The sequence below is a fragment of the Bergeyella cardium genome (genome assembly GCF_003614945.1).
In the GTDB taxonomy this organism is placed as follows: domain Bacteria; phylum Bacteroidota; class Bacteroidia; order Flavobacteriales; family Weeksellaceae; genus Bergeyella_A; species Bergeyella_A cardium.
Genome location: NZ_QYCZ01000001.1, coordinates 1,110,099 through 1,134,894, shown reverse-complemented (window position 1 = coordinate 1,134,894; position 24,796 = coordinate 1,110,099). Strand labels below are relative to the sequence as shown.

The 24,796-nt window shown below is 39.9% G+C and carries 18 protein-coding genes; 15 read left to right on the top strand and 3 right to left on the bottom strand.

Annotated elements, in window-relative coordinates; genetic code table 11:
• Nucleotides 1–102 precede the first annotated feature (102 nt).
• The 14 genes from D8991_RS05165 (at nucleotide 103) to D8991_RS05100 (ending at nucleotide 21,175) form a co-directional block, all read left to right on the top strand.
• Nucleotides 103–3,309, top strand: a complete 3,207-nt coding sequence (locus D8991_RS05165) for a hypothetical protein (protein ID WP_120489098.1) — start codon at nucleotides 103–105, stop codon at nucleotides 3,307–3,309.
• 119 nt (nucleotides 3,310–3,428) lie between these two features.
• Nucleotides 3,429–6,623 (top strand): cytochrome c biogenesis protein CcsA, encoded by a 3,195-nt coding sequence (ccsA, locus tag D8991_RS05160; protein ID WP_120489097.1) that lies wholly within the window; start codon nucleotides 3,429–3,431, stop codon nucleotides 6,621–6,623.
• A 139-nt stretch (nucleotides 6,624–6,762) separates the two neighbouring features.
• The gene (locus tag D8991_RS05155) at nucleotides 6,763–7,653 is read left to right on the top strand and encodes an aspartate carbamoyltransferase catalytic subunit (protein WP_120489096.1); all 891 of its coding nucleotides are present in this window, start codon (nucleotides 6,763–6,765) and stop codon (nucleotides 7,651–7,653) included.
• A gap of 23 nt (nucleotides 7,654–7,676) precedes the next feature.
• Nucleotides 7,677–8,768 (top strand): glutamine-hydrolyzing carbamoyl-phosphate synthase small subunit, encoded by a 1,092-nt coding sequence (gene carA, locus D8991_RS05150; RefSeq protein ID WP_120489095.1) that lies wholly within the window; start codon nucleotides 7,677–7,679, stop codon nucleotides 8,766–8,768.
• Nucleotides 8,769–8,775: 7 nt separating this feature from the next.
• Nucleotides 8,776–9,726: a hypothetical protein gene (locus D8991_RS05145; RefSeq protein WP_120489094.1), complete on the top strand. Its 951-nt coding sequence runs from the start codon at nucleotides 8,776–8,778 to the stop codon at nucleotides 9,724–9,726.
• Between the two features lie 193 nt (nucleotides 9,727–9,919).
• Nucleotides 9,920–10,528 carry a hypothetical protein gene (locus D8991_RS05140; RefSeq protein WP_120489093.1) on the top strand — a complete coding sequence of 203 codons (609 nt, stop codon included), beginning with the start codon at nucleotides 9,920–9,922 and terminating at the stop codon, nucleotides 10,526–10,528.
• A gap of 235 nt (nucleotides 10,529–10,763) precedes the next feature.
• Nucleotides 10,764–11,348 (top strand): hypothetical protein, encoded by a 585-nt coding sequence (locus tag D8991_RS05135; protein ID WP_120489092.1) that lies wholly within the window; start codon nucleotides 10,764–10,766, stop codon nucleotides 11,346–11,348.
• 9 nt (nucleotides 11,349–11,357) lie between these two features.
• A complete protein-coding gene (locus D8991_RS05130) occupies nucleotides 11,358–12,098 on the top strand; it encodes a transporter (protein ID WP_120489091.1) in 741 nt (246 codons plus the stop codon).
• 164 nt (nucleotides 12,099–12,262) lie between these two features.
• Nucleotides 12,263–15,454, top strand: a complete 3,192-nt coding sequence (carB, locus tag D8991_RS05125; RefSeq protein WP_120489706.1) for a carbamoyl-phosphate synthase large subunit — start codon at nucleotides 12,263–12,265, stop codon at nucleotides 15,452–15,454.
• A gap of 196 nt (nucleotides 15,455–15,650) precedes the next feature.
• Nucleotides 15,651–16,598 carry a glycosyltransferase family 2 protein gene (locus D8991_RS05120; protein ID WP_120489090.1) on the top strand — a complete coding sequence of 316 codons (948 nt, stop codon included), beginning with the start codon at nucleotides 15,651–15,653 and terminating at the stop codon, nucleotides 16,596–16,598.
• Entirely contained in the window at nucleotides 16,585–17,943 is a 1,359-nt protein-coding gene (locus D8991_RS05115; protein ID WP_120489089.1) for a DUF6056 family protein, read from the top strand. Before D8991_RS05120 ends, D8991_RS05115 begins: the two co-directional genes overlap by 14 nt.
• Nucleotides 17,936–18,595 (top strand): acyltransferase, encoded by a 660-nt coding sequence (locus tag D8991_RS05110; RefSeq protein ID WP_245957179.1) that lies wholly within the window; start codon nucleotides 17,936–17,938, stop codon nucleotides 18,593–18,595. The genes D8991_RS05115 and D8991_RS05110 overlap by 8 nt, the downstream gene beginning before the upstream one ends.
• Before the next feature lie 456 nt (nucleotides 18,596–19,051).
• Nucleotides 19,052–19,621, top strand: coding sequence for an NfeD family protein (locus D8991_RS05105; protein WP_120489088.1), 570 nt, complete (start codon nucleotides 19,052–19,054; stop codon nucleotides 19,619–19,621).
• Between the two features lie 24 nt (nucleotides 19,622–19,645).
• On the top strand, nucleotides 19,646–21,175 hold the full coding sequence (locus D8991_RS05100; protein ID WP_120489087.1) for a flotillin family protein: 1,530 nt from the start codon (nucleotides 19,646–19,648) through the stop codon (nucleotides 21,173–21,175).
• A 111-nt stretch (nucleotides 21,176–21,286) separates the two neighbouring features.
• Here D8991_RS05100 and D8991_RS05095 read toward each other — a convergent pair whose 3' ends face one another.
• The 3 genes from D8991_RS05095 to D8991_RS05085 all read right to left on the bottom strand — a co-directional run bounded on the left by D8991_RS05095 (nucleotide 21,287) and on the right by D8991_RS05085 (nucleotide 23,756).
• Entirely contained in the window at nucleotides 21,287–22,330 is a 1,044-nt protein-coding gene (locus tag D8991_RS05095) for an SRPBCC family protein (protein ID WP_120489086.1), read from the bottom strand.
• 41 nt (nucleotides 22,331–22,371) lie between these two features.
• Complete coding sequence (locus tag D8991_RS05090) at nucleotides 22,372–22,941, bottom strand: DUF2892 domain-containing protein (protein WP_120489085.1); 570 nt, start codon at nucleotides 22,939–22,941, stop codon at nucleotides 22,372–22,374.
• A 302-nt stretch (nucleotides 22,942–23,243) separates the two neighbouring features.
• A complete protein-coding gene (locus D8991_RS05085) occupies nucleotides 23,244–23,756 on the bottom strand; it encodes a dihydrofolate reductase (protein WP_120489705.1) in 513 nt (170 codons plus the stop codon).
• 78 nt (nucleotides 23,757–23,834) lie between these two features.
• Here D8991_RS05085 and queG point away from each other — a divergent pair, with 78 nt between their 5' ends.
• Nucleotides 23,835–24,767: a tRNA epoxyqueuosine(34) reductase QueG gene (queG, locus tag D8991_RS05080; RefSeq protein WP_394364127.1), complete on the top strand. Its 933-nt coding sequence runs from the start codon at nucleotides 23,835–23,837 to the stop codon at nucleotides 24,765–24,767.
• Nucleotides 24,768–24,796 lie beyond the last annotated feature (29 nt).

The window sequence follows — 24,796 nt, the reverse complement described above, 5'->3', positions numbered from 1 at the left end:
GAGTAGGTTGTCCTTCTATGCCAGAGGCAAAAAATTCATTCTAATTTCGTTATTTTACGGCGTTATTTTAAAAAGGAGGCTTTGAGGCTGTTTTTATTTTGTATGATATTCGGATTTTTAGGGATAAACTCTTCTTACGCCCAGATTTTCTCGTGGGAAAATCCGAATATTAAGGACAGCTTGAAGGTAGATAGCCTTATTTCTGCTAAGATGAATAAAGATTTCTTCAAGCGGGATACGGTAGATTTTATAAAACATCCTCAGAAGAGGATTATAGATGATGCTGTTCTGATAAAAGCTGATAGGAAAAGGATTTTGGGTGAGCTCACTTCTAAGGGCTCCATTATCCGAGGGCTGAGTTTTGGAAACAATCAAGGTTCGGCAGTGCAGAGCAGTATGGACTTGCAGATTGGTGGCAAGCTCTCCAAAGATGTCTCCATCCTCGCGAGTATTTATGACCACAGCCTCCCTGTACAGGCAGATGGCTATACCCAGACTTTGGAGGATTTTGACAGGATTTTTATTCAGCTCAATATTAAGGACAAGACGATATTAAGAGCAGGGCATATTGACCTTATAGATGATAAAACCTATTTCGGAAAGTACCAGAGGAGGAGCTTAGGTTTGGAGTTCCAGACTGAATTTGGGGAGGAGAACAAGACTTTTACCGACTTGTCGATAGGAGTTGCCCGCTCGGAGTTTCACAGGATGAGGTTTCAAGGGGTGGAGGGCAATCAGGGCCCGTACAGGCTTAGAGGGAAGAATGGGGAGAACTTTATCACGATAATTTCAGGCTCCGAGCAGGTGTTTATCGATGGTATACTGATGAAAAGAGGCGAAGATGCCGACTATATCATCAATTATAATACTGGAGAGCTCAGTTTTACCAGTCTTAGACCTATTTATAAGCAGAATTTCATCAGCGTGTCGTATAATTATACCAACAGGAATTATTCTCGCTTCCTTGTAACTGGGGGGCTCAGGCACGAGAGGGAAAGATTTAAAGGCGGTATCAAATGGTTCCTCGAAACCGATAATAAAAACGCTCCTCTGGCGCTCAACCTAAGTAAAGAAGATGAAAAAATTCTCTCCCTTGCAGGGAATAACACCCAACTGATGTACGCTCCCTCTGCTCGAGAGGCTGAATACGATGTCAATAAAATCCTCTACCGAAAGATAAGCAGCCCACACGGCGATTATTTTGAATTTTCTAATGATAAAAATGAGAAACTCTATGAAGTTTCTTTCAACTACTTTGGGAAGGATAAGGGGGATTATAAACTTATGCAAACCACGAATAACGGCAGGGTATTTCAGTATGTTGGCAAGCAGATGGGGGATTATTCAGCGGTGAGGAAGCTCCCATCGCCAGAACGCAGGCAGGTACTTTCTGTCAATGGGGAGTATCTTTTGGATGATAGCGATGGAAAAATTGGTGCCGATCTCTCTCTTAGCAATTATGATATCAACCTTTTTTCATCTAAGGATAATGACCAGAATACAGGCTATGCGGGGAGGATATTTGCACAGAAAAGTTTCAAAAAAGGAGATTGGACGGGGACTCCCTCATTAGAATTTCAAAGGATAGACGGCAGATTTCACATCCTTGACAGGATAAATGGTGTAGAGTTTTCCAGAGACTTTAATCTCCCGCAGGAGTTTAACCACAAGACCCAAAACCGATTGATTTTTAGCTTTGATAATCGCTGGAGTGGCCAGTCGTTTATTAATTATAAGCTCAATTACCTTAGCGAAAAGGCGTCGTATACTGGGATTAAAAATGATATAGACTTCGTATGGGAGAAGGGGCGAATACTTACCCAAGGGAAGATCTCCTACCTCAATACCAAAGGTGCGGAGGAGCAGACGAATTTCATCAGAGGGAGTGTAGAATCACAGCTCAAAGGTGATAAAGGGAGCTGGTCAATCGGGGGGAGTATGGAGCATAATCTTAGGAGAATTGAAGCAATTGGAGGCTATGAGGCAAACAGTTTTAGCTGGAAGGAGGTCTTTCTTCAAAAGAAAATCGGTGATACTGCCCGTACGAAGCTCCTTGCAAAAATTTATTTCAGGGATAATGATTCTATACAGGGCAATCGCTTGCAGAATTTCAATCACATCCTCGGTTTGGAGGCAGAAGCAAAGCTCATTAAAACCGAAAAAACGGAGCTCAGCACTGCATTGCATTACCGAAAGTTTTTCTATCAAAATGGTGGAGATGGAAGCAGGCACCAGGACTTTATACTCGGGAATATCAGCTATAATCAGCAATTATTTTCTGGTGGTTTGCGCTTTCAGACGCTCTATGAGCTCGGCAATGGGCAGGAGGCACAGCGCGCCTTCCAATATATAAAGGTTACCGATGGGCAGGGCGTCTATAAATGGACGGATTATAATGGCGATGGCATACAACAGCTCGATGAGTTTGAAATCGCAGAGTACTCCGACCTTGCCCAGTACATCAGGGTGTATACTGACTCGGTGCGCTACCTTCCGAGCAATAAAAACAGATTGCAGTTCTCCGTTTTTCTTAATCCACATCAAGTTTTTTATTCAGAAAACCCCTTCTTAAAACGGTGGAATTTTAATTTTTCCTTTTCGGTGGATAATTCCTTCCTGAAAAATAACAAAACAGTGGCTTTTAATCCTTTCGAGAGGGGAGATATAATGCGCAGCCAGAACTTGCTCGCCTCTGCTACCTTTAATTCTAATGAGAAATCAGGCTGGAGTGGTAGCTACAGATTTACCGATAATCAGAATCTTATCAATGCCAATTTTAGCATAGAAGACAGTCATAGAGCAGGGCATTTCCTCAATATAGGCTATCGATTTAATGAATATTTAAAAGCCGATTGGGAGAATAAATTGGGAAAAAGCACCCATTTCTCTCAGATTTTTGCTACCCGAAATTATAAAATCAGCACCATAGAGACCCGACCAAAAGCAACCTATCAACTTAGCCAAAATATAGAGGCAGAGCTTTCTGCAGCCTATATTAACAAGGATAGAATAGATGGCGAGGAGCGTCTCCGCAGCTTTGATTTTACAGGCGCTGTGCTATGGACGACGCAAAAGACCAGTCTGAGGGGCAGTTTTTCGCTTATCAATAATTACTTTACAGGCAATAGCTTTTCAGTTGTGGCAAATCAAATGCTCGATGGGCTAAAAGCCGGTACCAACAAGGTTTGGAGCCTACACTTTCATCGAGCCATTACCTCCATTATCTCTCTTAGTATCGGCTACGAGGGCAGAATGCACGACGACCGCACCATACACACAGGTTCTATGCAGCTCAAAGCAAATTTTTAAGAGGGACTGGCATCGCCCCTTTTTTTAGGTGATATCGCCTCTCTATTATAATAATTTGCTGGACAATTTGTCCAAATAATCCTTACTTTTGCCGCCGAAATGAAACTTCAGAGAAACTAATGAAAAAAATAGTTGATATACTTATTTCTACCCGCACTATGGCGGTATTGCTTGTGGTGTATGCCGTAGCGATGGCGTATGCTACTTTTGTGGAAAATGACTACGGCACACCCGCCGCCAAAGCCTATATCTACGAGGCAAAATGGTTTGAACTGGTGATGTTGCTGCTCATCATTAACTTCATCGGTAATATCGAGAGGTATAGGCTGTGGAGGAGAGAAAAATGGTCGGTCCTTGCGTTTCACCTCGCTTTTGCTCTTATTTTTATCGGTGGAGCGATTACTCGATACATCAGCTTCGAGGGGATAATGCTCATCAGAGAAAAGGAAATGTCTAATGAGATTATTAGCGATAAATCTTTCTTCAAGATACAAATAGAGGAGAATGGCGACAGGCTGAATTATCGGGACATTCCTTTTTTATTTGCATCGGATAAGCCGCTTATCGCGAAGCTCATTCCGCATAATTTTAAGGCAGCGTATGATTTTAACGGTAAAAAAATCAGCGTAGCACAGGTGGATTTTATCCAAAGGAAAAAAGACAGCCTTATTGCCGATAAAAACGGTGAGGAATACCTCCACTTTGTAGTAGCAGGCGAAGCTGGAAGGGAGAATTATTATCTGAAATCTGGCGAAGCAAAGAATATTTCGGGAATACTGGTGAGCTTTAATCGTGCGATTGATGGAGCGGTTGAGTTTAAGAAAGAAGGAGCAGATTTATACATAAAAACCCCTGTAGATGCCTCTTACCTTACGATGGCTACACAGCAAACAACCGAGATTAAAAAAGATGAAGCGCAGCCTCTTGCACTCAAAAGCCTCTATACGATTGCCAATCTGAGAATCGTAGTTCCCGATGGGTTAAAACGGGGGAATCTCACCTCTTTTGAAGGTGATAAAACGAAGGAACAGCACCTTCCCGATGTATTAAAATTAGAAGTGAAGGGTCCTCGAACTACTCAGCAGGTGGAATTATTAGTGGAAAAGGGCAACCCTAATCTCTTTAAACAAATCAACCTCGATGGGATGAATATAATGCTCGGAGTAGGCCCAAAAGTATATACGACGCCTTTCCACCTTCGGTTGGATGACTTTGTGATGGAAACTTACCCAGGCAGTACCTCACCGAGCGCCTACGAGAGCCATATACAGATTGTAGATGAAGGCAAAGAAACCCCTTACAGAATTTATATGAATAATGTGCTTAATTATAAAGGTTATCGCTTCTTTCAATCGGGCTTTGACCCCGATAGGCAGGGGACGAGGCTCTCAGTGAACCACGACTGGTGGGGTACGCTGATGACTTACATCGGTTATACTGTGCTTTTCTTGGGAATGTTCGTGTCTTTCTTCTGGAAAGGCTCGCACTTCTGGAATCTCAGTGCTACACTTAAAAAGATGAGCACGAATAAGAATTTAGCCATCGCTCTGCTAATGCTTCCATTTGGTTTTAATGCTTTGGCACAAGGGAATTCTACGGCTTCGGCTTCCTCAATGCAGAAGATAAAATACATCTCGCCAGACCAGATTATCGCAAAGACGAATATCTCCAAAGCACACGCGGATAAGTTTGGCTACCTATTGGTGCAAAATTTTGAGGGGAGAATAGTCCCTGTAAATACTCAAGCATTGGAGGTTTTAAGGAAACTCTATAAGAGGGATAAGTTCAGAGGCTCGGAGGGGCAATCGCTCGATGCAAATCAATGGTTCCTCGCCATAAATACCGATACCGAAAGCTGGACGATGGTGCCACTCATAAAAGTAGGGACCAAAGGCGGTGAGCTCCTCAAAACAAAGACAAAAGCAAATGATGAGGGATATACCTCGCTGATGAACCTCTTCCCCGTAAATCCCCAAACAGGAAAGCTAACCTATATATTAGAGGAAGATTTTAATACGGCCTTTGCTAAGAAACCTTCCGAGCAGTCTAATTATGACAAGGAAGTGATTTCTGTGAATGAGAGAGTACAGATTTTTAATGAATTTTTCTCTGGTCAGTTCGTGAGAATCGTTCCTGTGAAAAACGATCCAAACCATACTTGGAACTCTTGGCTCAATTCTAATTTTGAACCCGATGAAGAAGCGCAGAAGATTCTCGGACCTTATTTCTACTCTGTAATTCAAGCACAGAAGTCGGGCAACTGGGTAGCAGCAGATGCCGAGCTAAAAAAACTCTCCGAGTACCAGCAAACTTGGGGTAAAAGTGTAGTGCCTTCTAAGAATAAAGTAGAGGTAGAGGTCTTTATGAATAAGGTGAATATCAATTTTGTTCTGATGATATTCTATTCCGTTATCGGAGGACTACTCACATTACTCGGCTTTATAGAACTTTTTAAACCGAATAAAATCCTCAATAAGGCGATTAAAACCCTCATTGCTATAGGCTGTATAGGTTATGTCTTACAGTTTTTCGGTTTGGTAGGCAGGTGGTATATCTCCGGGCACGCCCCTTGGAGCAACGGCTATGAGGCAATTGTCTTTATCTCTTGGGTGGGTATTAGTGCTGGACTTTTCCTCTATAAAAACTCTAATGCGCTTATTCCCGCATCTGGATTTATGGTTGCGGTTCTTATGATGGGCTTTGCACACGGTGGTTCTGCATTAGACCCTCAGATTACGCCCCTTGTTCCTGTACTGAAATCTTATTGGCTCATCATTCACGTGGCGATTATTACTGCTAGCTATGGTTTCTTTGGGCTTTCGTTTGTTATTTCGGTGATCTGCCTTTTATTTTACATCCTTGCAGGCAAAGATTTGTTTAAATATCATAACAACAGGAGTATTAAGGAGCTTACGATTGTTTCTGAAATGTCGCTCACCATTGGGCTTTTTGCTCTTACGATGGGTACTTTTATTGGAGGGATTTGGGCTAATGAATCTTGGGGACGCTATTGGAGTTGGGACCCAAAAGAAACTTGGGCATTCATTTCTGTGATGGTTTATGCTCTTGTGATTCACCTAAGGCTTGTTCCAGGGCTTAGAGGGAGGTGGCTGTTTCACTCTGCATCTATGTTTGCTATTTCTTCGGTGATTATGACTTATTTCGGGGTAAATTACTACCTCAGTGGCTTGCATTCCTATGCAGCGGGAGACCCTGTACCAGTACCTGTTTGGGTATATATTGGCTCTGGGGTTATGCTGCTACTTTCGGTGCTTTCTTTCTTTAAAGTAAAGCGCTTGGAGAATAAAAAATAATCCCTATATTTGTGCCCAATGAATGCAAATGTATTTTTTAATGAATTTTTAGAAGGCAGGCTCTGCCGAGAAATATAATTTATATTAGCGAAGTCTTTTTTGGGCTTCGCTTTTTTTTGAAACTAAACACTTAAATGATATGCTTACAATTTCAGATTTAACTAAGGAACAAATTCTACAAATCCTTGATGATGCTATTGATTTTTCAAAAGGTAAGGAGCTTAAAGTGAAAGGTCAGGTCTTTGCTGCCAATCTTTTCTTTGAAGACAGTACCAGAACCAAAACCAGTTTTAATGTTGCTGAGCGCCGTCTCGGTTTGGATGTTATCCCTTTTGATGCTACTACAAGCTCTGTAAATAAAGGCGAAAGCCTCTATGATACAGTAAAAACTTTGGAGAGCATAGGTGTTAAATTATTTGTTATCAGGCATAGAAAGAACGAATATTATAAAGAATTATCATCTATAAATGGAGCTATTGTCAATGGTGGTGATGGTACGGGTAATCACCCTTCTCAGTGTATGCTGGATTTGCTTACAATTTATCAGGAGTATGGCAAGTTTGAAGGGCTTAAAGTAGGTATCGTAGGAGATGTAAAACACAGCCGTGTAGCCAATTCCGATGCTGAAGCTCTCAGAAAATTAGGTGCTAAGGTCTATTTCTCTGGACCTTCTGCTTGGTTTGATGAGGGGGCAATTATCAACGGAACTTTCCTTCAACTCGACCAGCTGATTAAGGAGGTAGATGTACTCATCCTTCTAAGAATACAGCACGAGAGACACGATGAGCGAATGGAGCTCTCCCTCTCCAGCTACCACAGAAGATATGGGCTTACTCCCGAGAGAGAGAAGCATCTGAAACCTACGGCTATCATTATGCACCCGGCACCTATCAATAGAAATGTAGAAATTGCCGATGAGCTTGTAGAAAGTCCTAAATCCAGAATATTTAAACAAATGGAAAATGGCGTTTATGCCCGTATGGCGATTATCAAGGCTGCTTTGGAGAAAATCGGTGTAGAATTTAACTAATCCCAATATAATAAAAAGAAAAAATGAATAAGAAACTCATATTAGAATCAGGAGAAGTCTTCTATGGCGAGGGCTTTGGTGCAGATATAGATACGGCTGGCGAGGTGGTTTTTAATACGGGGATGACGGGCTACCAGGAGCTCATCTCAGACCCGTCATATTGTGGGCAAATCGTGTGTATGACCTATCCGCTTATTGGGAATTATGGGATTAACCGAGATGATTACGAGAGTATAGAGCCTGCTATAAAAGGGCTTATTGTGAAAGAGCTCTGCGACTTGCCATCTAACTTCCGCTCACAGCTTAGCCTTGATGAGCTCTTCAAAAAGAAAAACCTCTCAGGGATTTCGGGCATAGACACCCGCAAGCTCACCCGATTGCTTCGTAGCAAGGGTGCAGTTAAAGGCAAAATCGTCTCATCCGAAGCGGATGATGCTACTGTTATTGCTGAACTTAGAGCTACTTCTTTCCCTACGGATCAGATTGCGCGGGTTTCTACCAAAACGTCTTATGCCAACCCTGGTAGAGGTTTCAAAGTGGTACTGATAGACTTCGGAGCTAAGCTCGGTATTATCAGAGAGCTCTCCCAGAGAAACTGTGACATCACTGTGGTTTCCCACAATATCACTGCCGAAGAAATCCTGCTGATATCCCCAGATGGCATTATGCTTTCTAATGGACCTGGCGACCCTCAGGATGTTCCTCACGCTCACGAAACCGTGAGAAAGCTACTCGGTAAAATCCCTATTTTCGGCATTTGTATGGGGCATCAAGTAATCGGTCTTGCGTGTGGTGCAAAGACTTTTAAACTTAAATTTGGGCATCGCGGAGGCAATCATCCCGTTCTTGATTTAAAAGCTAATAAAGTTTCCATCACTTCTCAGAATCACGGTTATGCCATTGACCAGGAGAGCTTGAAACATACCGACCTTGTGGAAACCCACATTGCACTCAACGATGGCACTAATGAGGGCGTACGCCATAAGATTCATCCGTGTTTTTCCGTTCAGTATCACCCAGAGGCAAGCCCTGGTCCAGAAGATGCCAACTACCTCTTTGATGACTTCATCCAAATGATGGAGGATTTTAAGAAAAAGAGCTTACCTTATTTATAAAATTGAAATGAAAAATTTATTTTCAATACTCGGGGTATTCATATTTAGCATAACTTTCGCACAGAAGAATGCACCTGATTTTATAGACTGTTATAGGGATAAAGGAACAAATTTCTGCCTCAAAAAAGACAAAACTTTTTTAGTCGTAGGCTTTGGGACTTTCATTACGGGAACTTGGGAGCTTAAAGAAATCCAAACTAAAAAGAAGATAAAAAATCAGAAATTCATTGAGCTCACTCCCTACCGTCCAGAGCTTCCATTTTCTGTTTTTGGGCGAAAAAATCCTAACATAAAAACAGGGTATCAAATTAAATACAGTACTACCGACAAAGAAATGATTTCCGATAGCGTTTATATCGGTGGCTCATTGTCTCAAATGCAGGCATTTTACAACCCTTCACCTAATTGTTTCAGTAGCACTAAGGATACTTATAAAGGCAAAAACCTACCAAAAGAATTCATCTTGGCTGACTTAAATACTCACGAATTGAGGTACTCCGAAAAAAGTGAGGTAAAATACACCGACCAGTTTTCATTTCAAACGGATGGTTATAATGATTTTATAATAGACTATATGCCGGCAGATGATAAAAACTCTGGGATTTTTCGATTTCCAATAGGGGCAAAGGGTATTATAAATCTCGATGGAAAACCATTAGAAAAACAAGAAACATTCTCTGAAGATGACCTTGAATTTCTAAAAAAAGCTCCCACACAAAATTTCTATTTAGATGAAAACTTTAGAATAGAGCTCATCGATGAAATACTATTCCCAAAAGAATTCTCTTACTCACAATACGAGCGCCAACTCGATGAGAAGAAGAATGGAAAATACAAAAAAATCCCTCTTAAACACTCTCTTCTACAAGATTTCAAGCCTTTAAAAACTACTCTCTTTCACGCCGAATGCGAAGGAGAATCTAAAAATTTAAAAAGAAAAATATACTCAGGAGAATAGGAATAATACGGTACAGTTTTCCATAAGATTTCAAACCTTTAAAAACTGCACTTTTTCAGACAGACTGAGGTCATCAATTACCTTTATGTAGTAATTAATATTCCGATTAATAGACCTTATAAATCACTATCACTTATATTTAAGATTATATTTTTTCATAAATAATTTTATTTTTGCAAAAAGTATATGAAATATGAAGGATAAATTTCTATTATTTATTTTAGCTACAATTAGTAGCTTTTTCTATGCACAGTCTCCCTATGATGGTAAAGTAGGCATTAATACTGAGCAGTCTACTGAAGTCTTAGATGTAGACGGGAATATTAGAGCAAGACAACTCCCTGATAAAACAGGTGATGCTGATTATTCAAGAGCTGTTGTTGCCAAAGCCGATGGTACTCTTGCTTATAGTACGGGGGTGTCTCGTGTTTCTATAAACTTGCAGAGTCATAAAGCTAATGGCCTTCATTTTAGAACATCTACAGCAATGGAAGGAAATGGGGGTGACGCCAGTAAGTCTCCTAATTATTTAATATTTGGTAATAAAGGGGAAGGGATTAAACCAGAGTCTTCAGGAACTTTTACATATAAAAATACCCAATTTTCTGCTCAGGCAGGTGAGCTCATTAGGATTTCAGCGAATACCATTTTTGCCATATATAGAAATACATCCTCCAATAGCCGAACTCCCCTTGCGAGTATTTCTGCTAATGGAGACCGCCAGGTAGTCCTCACACTTTATTTATATAAGGAAATACCCTCCTTAAAAAAACAAAGCAAATCATCGCTTTTAATGGGGTAAAAGATGATACTAGCGTCTATGATTACACCTATACCCAATACATTTCCTTAGATTATTTAGCTACTACTACAGCCAATGATTATAATGTAAGCCTCATTGTTACAGGAATAGGTCCAAAAGATGGGCATTTTAGGGTAGATTTTGATAATCATAGCTACGAGCAAAGCCTCACCGTACTTAGATTGTAATTCAAAGGGGCTATTTTCTTACAAGGGAATAGCCTTTATTAAAAAATATGAACTTTAAGATAAACTTATATGCAGAGAAAAAAGGACTATGGTCATATATACTAAAAAAGTATATATTGCCAACTCTATTTCTTATTTTTATTCCTGTTATTCTCCTTTTTATATTAGTTCTCTTTATTTTCTATATTCCAAAGTGGCTTTTTGGAAAGAATGAAAATGTTGATTATGAAGAGGAAGATTTTACTCCTTTTTTTCAGAATAAGCATATCCGTATAGAAAAACATTTTTTATCAGATAATGAAAAATCAGAAATAGAATTCTCTGATTTTGATATGGTAGACAATGATTTAGAATGTATTTTTCAGTTTAGATCAGACCCTCCTTTGGATTTATTTAAGGACAGATATTTTTATACATATCACGAGTTGGAATATGGAATTTTCTTTATTTCATACCCTCTTATGGAGCAAGAGGAAATGCAACTTTGGTACTTGAATACATATAGCTTACAATATCATATTGTCACTCATATGCCAGTTGCTGAGTGGCAGATTGCCCAGGAAGACTCGAAAACTATTCTTCGAGCCAATGGGCTTATTAATGATACTTTTATAGAATTGGAACCCCAATAAATATTTTATATGCTCCGCTCTCTCCTCTTTTTTTCTTTTCTATTTCTCTCTGCTCTTGCTTTTTCTCAGGAGGAGGATTTCCTTAATGCCGATAACCCAAGCCAGAGCGAAGACCCCTACATCCTCCCCAAAAATCTCTTTCATATAGAGAATGCTTTTACTTTTAGTGAATCTTCATATTCCGATAATCTTGCCTTTCGTTATGGCGTTGGAAGTGGGGTAGAGCTAAAACTTTCTGCGGATTTTTCCTTTCAGAAATCCTCCACCGAGGTAGATGCCATTACCCTCACGGCCAAGTATGGCGTTACTGAGCAACGTGGGTTGCTACCCGCCATCAGCCTTTTTGCCAATCTACAATACGAGCCTCAGAAAACCGAAAAATATACCGCCAATTTTCTCATCGTTACCAAGCACGCCCTCTCTCCGAGATTCTCGTTGGGTACTAATTTCGGTGCTGATACCCATTTTTCTCGCTATGATATGGTTACTGAGCTCGGCTTTTCCCTCTCGAAAAGAATCAACCTCCTCACCGAATATTTTGCTACTTTTTCTAATGGCTCTGCTCCCAGTCATAATATCGATTTAGGGCTTGCCTACATTTTCAAGCCGGATATACAGTTTGATTTTCTCATTGCTCAGCCTATCTTTTCACCTTATTCAGAACCTTTTTTATCTGTTGGAGTCTCCTATCGTGGCAGATTTAAAAAGTCTTCCGAGCTCTATACTCATAGATTAAAATCTCATTTTTAACGGGTTTTCTTATATCACGGCAAGGTAATTTTTCTTTATAGAAAACATAAGCAATATAATCTCTAAAATCAATATATTTGCTCATCCTAAAAACAAGGCTCTCATCAACTGACGAGAAAGAAAAAAAATTAAATAAAACCGCCCCCTCAAAGGCTAAAAGTAAAATGAAAAGAACAGACATCAAAACAGTCCTCGTAATAGGCAGCGGGCCTATCATCATCGGGCAAGCAGCAGAATTTGATTACGCAGGCGCACAAGCCTGCCTCTCACTACGAGAAGAAGGCTACAAAGTCATCCTCATTAATTCCAACCCCGCAACCATTATGACCGATGTAGAAATCGCCGATAAAGTCTACATCGAGCCCATTTCATTAGAGTTCGTAAGCCAAATCATCCGAAAAGAAAGACCCGACGCTCTCCTCCCCACTCTCGGAGGACAAACGGGGCTTAATATGGCCGTCGAGCTCGAAAAATCAGGCATTTTAGAAGAATGCAAAGTAGAAGTGCTCGGCACTAAACTCTCCGCTATCAACCGCGCCGAAGACCGCGACCTCTTCCGCGAATTGATGAACGAGCTCGGCGAGCCCGTCCCAGAATCAGAAATCGTCAATACATTAGAAGGCGCCTTAGACTTCGCTAATAAAATCGGCTATCCACTCATCATCCGCCCTGCCTTTACTTTGGGAGGAACAGGGGGAGGAATAGCTTCCAACCAAGAAGAATTAACAGAAATCGTTGAGCTCGGGCTCAAGCACAGCCCCGTTACCCAATGCCTCATCGAGAAGTCCATCGCGGGCTTCAAGGAAATAGAATACGAGGTGATGAGGGATTCTAATGACAATGCCATCGTCGTTTGTAATATGGAGAATATAGACCCTGTGGGCATTCATACGGGGGATTCTATCGTGGTGGCGCCTTCGCAAACCCTCTCCGACAGGGAGTATCAGCTCCTTCGCAATGCCTCTCTCAAAATCATCCGCGCGCTCGGCATAGAAGGCGGTTGTAATGTACAGCTCGCCCTCGACCCTCACTCCTTTAATTATTATGTGATAGAGGTAAATCCCCGAGTATCCCGCTCCTCAGCCCTTGCCAGCAAGGCTACAGGCTATCCCATCGCGAAAATCGCTGCGAAAATCGCCGTTGGGCTTACCCTCGATGAGATAATGAATCCCGTTACTGGAAAGACCTACGCCTGCTTTGAACCTGCACTGGATTATGTCGTAACCAAATTCCCTCGCTTCCCATTTGATAAGTTTGAAACCGCCGACCGCCGACTTTCCACTCAGATGAAAGCCACTGGTGAAGTGATGGCCATTGGTAGAACCTTCGAGGAATCGCTGCAAAAGGCGATTCGCTCCCTTGAAACAGGCATTCGTCATATTGGTTTAAAGAAAAAACAAGCCGATGCCCTCACCGATGAAGAGATTGAAAGAAGAATAAAAATCTGCGACGACGAGAGGCTTTTCATCATTGGAGACGCCCTCCGAAGGGGGTACAGCTGGGAGCAAATCGTCGAGTGGAGTAAAATTGATAAGTTCTTCATCTGGAAAATTAAAAAGTTGATTGACTTTGAGACCACCATTAAGCAAAATAAATTTGATAAAACCACCCTCCTCAAAGCGAAAAAGCTCGGTTTTTCCGACCTTAATATCGCGCACCTTTGGGAGACTACCCAAAACGAGGTCTTTGCATTTAGAAAAGAAAGCGGCATAATGCCTACCTACAAAATGGTAGATACCTGCGCTGCCGAATTCGAATCCGAAACACCCTACTTCTACGGAACCTATGAGGACGAAAACGAGTCCATCGTCAGTACTAAGGAGAAGATTATCGTGCTCGGCTCTGGGCCTATCCGCATCGGTCAGGGGGTGGAGTTTGACTATGCCACTGTGCATTCCGTTTGGGCAATTAAGGAGATGGGCTACGAGGCGATTATCATTAATAATAATCCAGAAACCGTTTCTACCGATTTCTCAATATCGGATAAGCTCTACTTTGAGCCCCTTGCCGAAGAAGATGTAATGAACATCATCGAGCTTGAAAAGCCCAAAGGTGTGGTGGTGCAGTTCGGTGGGCAGACGGCGATTAACCTCGCTGATAAGCTCTCTGCCAATGGTGTTAAGATTCTCGGAACTTCCCTCGAAGACCTTGACCGTGCCGAGAACCGCGACAAGTTTGAGAAAGCGCTCCAAGACCTTTCCATCCCTCAGCCCAAAGGCAAAACTTCCACCTCAAAAGAGGAGGCAATACACATTGCTAATGAGATTGGCTACCCAGTACTCGTTCGCCCGAGCTATGTGCTCGGTGGCCGCGCTATGGAAATCGTTTATAATGAAAACGAGCTCGCCCACTATATGGAAAATGCCGTAGAGGCAAGCCCTGAGCATCCTGTGCTTATCGACAGATACCTTACAGGTAAGGAAGTTGAGGTAGATGCCATTTGTGATGGAGAGACGACCATCATCCCAGGTATTATGGAGCATATCGAGAGGGCGGGAGTGCATTCGGGGGATTCCATTGCAGTTTATCCACCTCAGAACCTCAGTCAAAAGCAAATTGATACCCTCGTGGACTATACCCAAAGGCTAGCAAAAGGTCTTAATATCATCGGTCTGATGAATATTCAGTATGTGATTTCGGATGGGGATGTATTCGTCATTGAGGTGAATCCGCGCTCGTCCCGTACCGTGCCTTTCCTCTCCAAAATCACCGCCGTACCAATGGCAAAGCTCGCTACAAAGGCTATTCTCGGTGCAAAACTCAAAGATTTAGGTTATCAAAACGGTCTCGTACCAAATAAAGAGGGTGTTTATGTAAAAGTGCCTGTGTTTAGTTTCAGTAAATTATCAAAGGTGGACATTTCTCTCGGTCCAGAAATGAAATCTACAGGTGAAGTAATGGGCAAAGACCAAACCCTTGAAAAAGCCTTGTATAAAGGTCTTGTAGGGGCAGGCAGAAAGGTGCCAACCTATGGTGCAATCCTCTTCACCGTTTCCGATAAAGACAAAGCCGAAGCAGTAGAACTGGCGAGGAGGTTTAGTAATATCGGCTTTAGAATTTGGGCTACAGAAGGCACAGCAAAATATTTCGCTGAGAAAGGTGTAACGGCAAAAATCGGTTATAAAATCAGCGAAGAAGATGTCAATCTTATAGACCTTATTCAAAAAGGAAAGGTGCAGTATGTGGTGAATACTACGACCAAAGGCAAGCAATCCGAACGCGACGGCTTTCAAATTCGCCGTATGTCGGTAGAAAACGGCATCCCTTGCCTCACCTCTATGGACACCGTAGAAGCCATCCTGAAAGTCATCGAAAGTATGACCTTCAAAATGGAAACGATGCACCATAGCCGATGAGGCACTTATTGGGTGGAGAGCACTTAGACAATAATAAACCTATTCCCGACATTCGTGGGGAATAGGTGTTCTTAATAATTCCTGAAAAAATCTATATTAGTTAAGCTACGGCTACCTTACTGTTGATGGTATTAATAGGAGTGTTGAATAATCATTTTTGTTTTATCTTTGCCCATCCATAAGAAAATAATAAATCTTGAAGCGTATAAGTTTTGTAATTCCTGTCTATAACGAAGAGGATACCATTGATATTTTTTATAGAGAATTTCATAATTTCTTTCATACTGAAATTAATAATAAACTATATTCCTATGAGCTGGTTTTTGTAAATGACGGAAGTAAGGATAAGACAGGAGAAATACTAAAGAAGTTGTATAATACACAGCCTAATATTACAATCGTTAGTTTATCCAGAAATTTTGGGAAGGAGAATGCACTCTTTGCTGGCTTGGAACATTCAGAGGGAGATATTGTCATCCCAATAGATGTAGATTTACAGCATCCACTGATGGTTACAAAAACAATGATAGAGAAATATGAGGAAGGCTATGATGTGGTTTTAGCAAAAAGAAAACAAAGAGAGAAAGATGGATTCTTAAAAAAGTTTACCTCGGGACAGTTTTATAAGGTTTATAACAAGATTTCTAAAGTAAAATTGGAGCCTAATGTAGGAGATTTTCGCCTGATGACAAGGAAAGTAGTAGATGAGATATTAAGGCTCAAGGAAAATCAGCTCTTTATGAAAGGGATTTTCAATTGGGTAGGTTTTAATTCTACAATTATAGAATATAACAGTGAGGAACGAGTAGCTGGAAATACTAAATTTAATGGTCTCAAACTTTGGAATCTGGCATTAGATGGGATTACTTCTTTTTCTACAATGCCGATTCGTGTATGGTTATACATTGGTTCTTTTATTGCTTTTTTATCCTTTATTCTAGGTACAAAAGTTATTATTGAAAAATTCTTTTTTGGCATCGAAGAACACGGCTATGCATCTATTATTGTATCGGTATTTTTTATCGGTGGGGTACAGTTGATTGGTATCGGGATACTCGGAGAATACATCGGTAGAATCTATATGGAAGTAAAAAGAAGACCGAGATATATTGTAGAAAAATTATTAAAAAATGAAACTAAATAAACTAACGGTATTGTTTATTATCAATCTTATCGTTATCTTACCATTGTTTTATCTAAGTTTTTACACTTATCCTTCTTCTGATGATTTTTCCTACGGAATGGAATCTTATAAAGGTTTTGAAGGATTTATACAAACGCAAGTTGATTTTTATAATAGATGGTCTTCTCGGTATATGGCTACAGCTTTCCTCATCACAAGCCCTTTAAGCTTTGGTACTGATCAGTATTTTGGGATTTATCCTATTTTTTATATTATCCTCTTTTATTTTGCAAATCTACGAGTATTGAAAGATGCAGGAGTAGAAAATAATAGAATTCGCTTCTTGTTAAATCTGAGTATTATATCTATTTATACCTTATTGCAAACCTCTCTTGTGGAGAATTATTTTTGGCTGGCGGGGAGTGCTACTTATTTCTTGCCATCTATTGTATTCATTTTTTATTTGTCTTGTTTGCTAAGGATTTATAAACATAAAAGTCTGCTGAAAAATTTCTTTTTTGGGGTATTTTGTATTTTTATAATAGGTGGTTGTAGTGAATTACTAATCGCATTTTCAGGGATTATTACTTTCTTTTTTATGCTAGCTTATTTTGTGGAGAATAAAAAGATTAGCAGGTACTATTTCTTGTTAACGAGTTGGATTGCCTGTATTGTTCTATTTATAGCTCTGAGTCCAGGTAATGCTGCAAGAGCTACGATAAAAGAGGCTGATTTATCTCTTTTAGATGTTTTTATAATGGCTTTAAGAAAGATTTTAGCTATTAATCTCAGATATCTCATTTTTGCTTTTATTCTTTTTCTCCTTCTTTTTAGGGTTACAGAACTTAAGATTAGGCTTCATAAGAATCTTAGAAATCCTTTATTTATATTTTTATTTTATAATGCTTTACTTTTTATAGGTTCATTCATTACGATTTATAAGCTAACCTACTACCCACCTCCTCGCGTAGAGAATCTGTTAATATTCTTTTCAATGATTTTTGTGTTTATACTATCCTACCTTTTTTATGAGACTTATAATCATAGAATTTCAAAGTTGCAGTATTTTATTATTGGGACAGGGGTATTAGCTGCTTATTTATTTATACCTAAAAATTCTTTCCAGATTGAGAGTAACCTCCAACTTATTTATTCTGATATTTTCTCTGGAAAAGTTAGAAGATATAAAGAGCAATTAGAAGCAAGAAAAGAACTAGTAAAAACTTGTGATGAATGTATTGTCCCTCCAATAAAAGAAGAGCCAAGAACTATTCTATTTAAAGATATTACAGATGATACAAAGCATTATATTAACATATCTGTATCTAAACATTATAAAATAAAGAGTATTAGAGCCAATGAATAATCAAAAAGATTATATTTCTTACCTAAGAGTAATAGCAACTATTGCTGTTATTGTTTTGCATACGGTGGGCTTTATATCTATGGATTATGGTAATGTAAATGATGAGACTTGGGCATTGGCTACATTTATTAATAGTAGTGTAAGGTTTTGTGTGCCTGTATTTATTATGATTTCTGGAGCATTACTCTTGGGAAAAGATGAGTCTGTTAAACTATTTATTACTAAAAGACTGAATAGAATTTTTATTCCCTTTATTTTTTGGAGTTTAATTTATACTTGTTGGTATTATAAAGATCGCTTATTAAGTTTTGATATAGAATTGCTTAAAGTATTTATCAATAATTTATTAAATGGTAGTGCATATCATCTTTGGTATTTGTATATGATTATTGGGCTGTATGCTTTTATTCCAATTTTGAGAAAATTTACTGTTACAGCATCTAAGAGGTCTTTGGAATATTTACTTGTAGTTAGTTTTATCGTTATGCTGGCAAGGCAATATGGAATTAGTCAAATAACTATTAGTTTTATAAATTTTGATGGTTATATTTTTTATTTAATATTAGGTTATTACTTGAGTAAGTTTGGTTTTACATACATACATACATACACGCAATTATCTATTTTCTGGTTGTCATATTTACTTTTTTAATGACTTATTATTTATCTCATTTAGAAAATAGATTTTATACCGGTTATACCCTTTATCAAACTTTTAATGTGGCAATAATGTCCACAAGCCTTTTCTTATTGATGAAATATTGGCAGCCAAAAATGTTAAAATTAGTAAAGTTAATAGAGCATTATTCTTTTGGGATTTATTTTATTCATGTAGTTGTCTTACATTATGTGTATAAGATACTATATTCATATGTTTATATAGAATCAGTTTCTATCAGCATTTTATTATTTATATTTTTGTGTTCATTATTTACACTTTTTATTTCCACAGTTATTATTATTTCTTTGAGTAAAATTCCTATACTAAAAAGATTAATAATGTAATTCTCTCTCCTCTAATAGAAAGAAAAATTTTATAAAGATCACCTTGCTATAAATTGCCCATATCCCCAAAAAACTCTATATTTAGGCATTTAAAAATAGGGATATGTTTCAGTTTTTAGATCATTTAGATGCGTTACATCAGGCTTTTTGGTATATCGCTTTGGGGAGTAGTTTGGTGTTTGTTGTTCAGATGGTGCTTACTTTCATTGGGAGCGATAGTTCAGACGGTATAGATACTGATTTTGATGGAGATTTCGATGGTACAGATGCGCCATTTCAGCTTTTTTCTCTTAGGAATTTGGTAAATTTCCTTTTAGGGTTTAGCTGGACAGGTATTGCCTTCTATCCAACCTTTGAGAATAAGATTCTCCTAAGCCTTCTCGCAGGAGCGGTAGGTATAGGTTTTGTGCTGTTGTTTTTCTTCATCCTAAAGCAGATTTTAAAACTCTCGGAAGACAATACTTTCAATATATCCGCTTTAAAAGGCAAAGTAGGAGAGGTTTATCTTAAAATCCCTGCCCACAATGCAGCTAAAGGAAAAGTTCTCATCTCATTAAAGGGCACTCATCACGAGCTCTATGCTATTACCCGTTCAGGAGAAGATATTTCCTCTGGTGAGTTTGTAAAAGTAGTAGAAATAGAAGATGAAATCTTAGTAGTAGAAAAAATATAAATCAATCATTAATTATTTCACAATATGCCAGTATTCATTCTAATTTTAGCACTTGTATTCGTGCTGTTTGTAACTTTTGTATCCTTGGTTTCAAGGTATAAAAGATGTCCATCGGATAAGATTTTAGTTATTTATGGGAAAACAGGTGGTAGTTCTGCCAAGTGTATCCACGGTGGGGGCGCATTCGTGTGGCCCGTTATTCAAGATTTTGCGTATTTGGATTTGAAACCCATCTCCATTGAGGCAAATCTCACCAATGCACTTTCTCGTCAGAATATCCGTGTAGATGTTCCGTGCCGCTTTACTATCGCAATTTCTACGGAGGCAGATACTATGGGCAATGCTGCTGAGAGGCTTTTGGGGCTTACTCCTGACCAAATTCAAGAGCTTTCCAAGGATATCCTTTTTGGGCAGCTTCGTTTGGTTATCGCTACGATGACGATTGAGGAAATTAATTCCGACCGAGATAAGTTCCTCGACAATATCTCGAAGAATGTAGATACAGAGCTCAAAAAAATTGGTTTAAAGCTCATTAATGTGAATGTAACCGATATTAAAGATGAGTCAGGCTATATCGAGGCACTTGGTAAAGAGGCAGCTGCTAAGGCTATCAACGAAGCTAAGATTTCCGTAGCCGAGCAGGAGAAAATAGGGGAGACAGGGAAAGCCGAAGCCGATAGAGAAAAAGATGTACAAATCGCAGAAACCAATAGGGATAGGGATGTAAAAATCGCCATCACTCAAAAGGATAGAGAGATTAGCATTGCTTCTGCGGCTAAGGACGAGTCCATCGGTAAGGCAGAGGCAGAGAAGGAATCAAGGATTGCGACTTCCCTTGCCAATTCCCTGGCTGTAAAAGGGGAGAACGAGGCAAAAATTACCATTGCCAATTCCGATGCTCAAAGGAGAGAGAAAGAAGCCGAAGCCCTTAAAATAGCCATTACCGCCGAGAAGGTACAAGCAGCAAGAGCTCTGGAAGAATCTTACCTCGCAGAGGAAAAAGCAGAAACCGCAAGAGCCGAAAGAGAGCGCTCTACACAGAATGCCAATATCGTGGTGCCTGCTGAAATCTCCAAGCAGAAAGCCATTATAGACGCTGAAGCCGAAGCCGAGAAGATCAGGCTCAAAGCCAAAGGTGAGGCGGATGCTATCTACCTCAAGATGGAAGCCGAAGCAAAAGGTCTCCTTGAAATCCTTACCAAACAGGCTGAGGGGTACGACCAAGTGGTAAAAGCTGCGGGTGGTGATACCAATTCCGCATTCCAGTTATTGCTCATCGAGAAATTGCCAGAGCTTGTTAAAACCCAAGTGGAAGCTGTTAAAAACATTAAGATTGATAAGGTTACGGTTTGGGATAGCGGAACCAATGCCGATGGAAATACTTCCACTGCGAACTTCGTCTCTGGAATGATGAAGACCGTACCTCCGCTCAATGATTTATTTAATATGGCAGGGCTTAGCCTCCCAGAATACCTGAAAGGAAAGGAGGAAAGTAAAGCAATTGAGGATTCATCAGTTAAGGCTAAGAAGCAAAACAACGAAGCCCAAGATTAAAAACAGGCTTATTTTATCATAAGAAACCTCCCTCTCGATGATGAGAAGGAGGTTCTTTATATAAGTGATGTCTCTTACGAGTTTAGCAACATTCCCAAGAAGGAAATCCACCTACCTGAAAACAGGAATTGAGAATTTTATCATCACATCTTTGTCTTCTTCGGGGTGGGAGATAAAGGTCTCCATTATATTGCCGTGTCTCAGGTTGTCCATTTTCGCTTTTTGGAGGAGTTTATCTATGCTTGGCTTTCGGTTTTCGTACTTTCCTTTGTAGAATATCGAGTAAAGCTTTTCATCCTTCATATTTCTAAAGCTGAAATTGTTATCATTCACCTCTACCTTTTGGGATACAGGGATTCCCAAGTAGTACGAAACCTCTTTCTGGTGGAAGTTGTCGGTAGAGGCTATGAGCACGGGAAATCCCACCTCGTCTTCTCGCTTTTCAAGGTCGGTGGTTACGAAATTATAGACCTTATTATAGTCTTTCACTATGGATGGGAAGAGCTCTTCCTTCTTATTTTTCGCACCAGAATTAATGCCGAGCAATACACCTTCCTTACCTTGTTCTACAATAATACTATCGTATTTTATTGTATTGATTTGTCTGTCTCTATCTACCTTATTTGCCAGTATATCTGTCAGATTCTTCAGGCTTTTATCGAGGTAGATGATGCTGGTTTTATCTTCCCAGAAGTCAGAATACTTTTCAATTAGGGTTCGTTTTGGGGTTCGTATCCTCCATACTATTTTTGTGTTCCCAGATGGTGTTTCTGTAAATCTTACTGTAATAAGGTAAGGTTTAGAGGTATTGGTATCAAAGAGTTCATACTTTAAAAGCTCATAAGGTTTCTCAGCACGGATGTACATTTCCCCGTTTCGTTTTCCTTTTTCTGTTTTAAAGTAGATAGAGCTCTCCACGCCTTCATAAGGTTGAAAATAGTCTATCCCAAGATTCTTTTCATCTGAGAAATAGCGGTTCCACCTCGTGAAATTTTGGAAGTTGCTAAACTGAGGATAAACCTTTTCTAATGGATAAGGGATTTCCTTTTGTACAACAAAAATATGAATCTCCCCAGCGGTATTATAATGTTTGAAAACTGCAAAACCACCGAAGACAAGGAGGATGACGAGCAGGAAATACTGAAACCGACGCATCTGTTAAAGGATTTAAAAAGAGCGTTAAAAAACAGGAGATTTTAGAAATACTTCCCTCTTTTTCTCATATTCGGGTTGTGGATATGCTTCTGCATAGACGGCATTTTCAGCTGGTCTTTCATCATTTTTATTTGCTCCGTCATTAGCCCTGCGCTGTCCAAGCTCTTAGCCTCCTCGAGGAGCTTTTGCCCCTCCTGTTTTCTCCCTTTGGAGATGGCAATGGCGGCTAAATTCAGCTTTGCCAAAGCCCTATCCTGCTTCATATTGAGCCCATACTCGAGAGCTTTTCTCATCAGAGGCTCTACTTTTGCAGGACTGTCCTGTGCCAGCGTAAGGGCTTGAAGATAATGATAGTAGCCGAACTGAGATCTATGGAGCTGCACCTTATAATCCGTTATTTTTATGAGCCATTCACCCGCTTTCTCCATATTTTGCTTTCTCAGCTGCCAGAATGCGAGCAAAACATATTCATTCTTAAAGTAAAACAGGATGGGGAAGCCCGAAAGCAGGAAGACCACAATGCCCCAGCCAATACTCCTCGTTCCCAGCATCAGCCATAGCCCAAGAGCCATCATCAGTACTGCAAAAATCAGTTTTATATTCTTATTCATCTTATAAAATTAAGTGGCGCAAAGATAAAAAAAATTGAGGCTTTCTACCTTTTATTTAAAGCAAATTGAGGGCATTGCTCCGTTTTCTTCCTATTACCATTTTCCATTTAAATGGGGGAGCTTCCCACCTTATATTTAAATACATCTATCAGGGATGATAGATAAGCTAGATGGACGAGAAGAATAGTCATATGGATTTATCTATAATCCAGATGGATTTTCTCTTCGGGTAGATGGATTTCCTCTCCATCCACATAGATGAGCACATTATCCAGATGGATTTTCTCTTCGGGTAGATGAGATTAATCCTTAGTTAAATGGATATCGCCCTCTTTCTTAATAAAAGTCTGAAAACTGAAGTCGTAAGCGTGTTTTTCATCTTTGTGGTGATGGGTTTCCTGAACTTTTATCCATTTCTCTGGGTTGATTTTTGGGAAAAAGGTATCGCCATCTATTTCGGCATCTACGAGGGTGATTTCCAGCTTATCGGCAAGATTGATAGTCTGCTCATATACCTTCCCTCCCCCGATGATGAAGATATTTTCATCTATCTTTTTGGCAAATTTCAGAGCCTCTTTTAGGCTTCCCACAATGAGGACGCCCTCCTGAAACCAGTCCTTCTTCCGAGACACCACAATATTGGTTCGGTTTGGCAGAGGTTTGCCAATACTCTCGTAGGTTTTCCTCCCCATAATGATGGGATGCCCGCTGGTAAGTTCCTTAAAATGTTTTAAATCCTTAGGGAGATGCCAGAGAAGCTGGTTCCCCTTCCCGATGGCATTATTCCTCCCCATAGCCACGATAATTGTTGTCATATCCATTTAAAATACAAGGCGCAAAGATAGGAAAACGAGGAGGGCTTTCATAAAAATAATGTAGTTTTGCAGGCAATAATGATGAGCAATGCCGAGAAATACACGAGACTGATAAAGGAGAAAGCCGAGAAATTTGGTTTTGATGGTTGTGGTATTTCCCAAGCAGCATTCCTCGAGGAGGAAGCTCCACGCCTTGAGAATTACCTCAAAAATAACTATAACGGCACGATGAGCTTTCTGGAAAATAATATAGACAAACGCCTCGATCCAAGGCTATTGGTAGAGGGCGCAAAATCTGTAATCTCCTTAAAATACAACTACTTCCCCCAAGAGAAAATCCCGATGGCTTATAATCTCGCCAAGTATGCTTACGGTGAGGACTATCACGATGTAGTGAAATCTGTGCTTCGGGAGATGGTTTCCGAGCTTTTGGAGGAGATTGGCGACTTTGGTTTTAGGATTTTCGTAGATTCTGCCCCCGTGATGGAGAAGGCTTGGGCAAGGAAATCAGGGCTCGGATGGATAGGGAAGAACTCTTTGCTCATCTCCAAGAAGAGAGGATCTTTTTTTGTGCTTTCGGAGATTATTTGCGACTTGGATCTCGAGCCCGACTACCCGACTACCGATCACTGTGGCTCGTGCCGAAAGTGCATCGATGCGTGCCCTACGGGAGCCATCGTGTCTGATAAGATTATCAATGGGAGTAAGTGCATTTCCTTCCTTACCATAGAGCTGAAAGATGAAATTCCCTCCGCATTTGAAGATAAACTTGAGGATTGGATGTTTGGTTGTGATATCTGCCAAGATGTATGCCCTTGGAACAGGTTTTCTCTGCCTCATAACCAGCCGAGATTTAGCCCGAATCATCATCTTCAAAATGCAGATAAGATAGAGTGGGAGGAGATTACTCAGGAACTCTTCTCGGAGATTTTTAGAAAGTCGGCAGTGAAGAGGGCTAAGCTCGCTGGACTTAAAAGAAATATAGACTTCATCAACCGAACGAAAAAATAAAAGCCCCCAGATACTGAGGGCGTTATTTC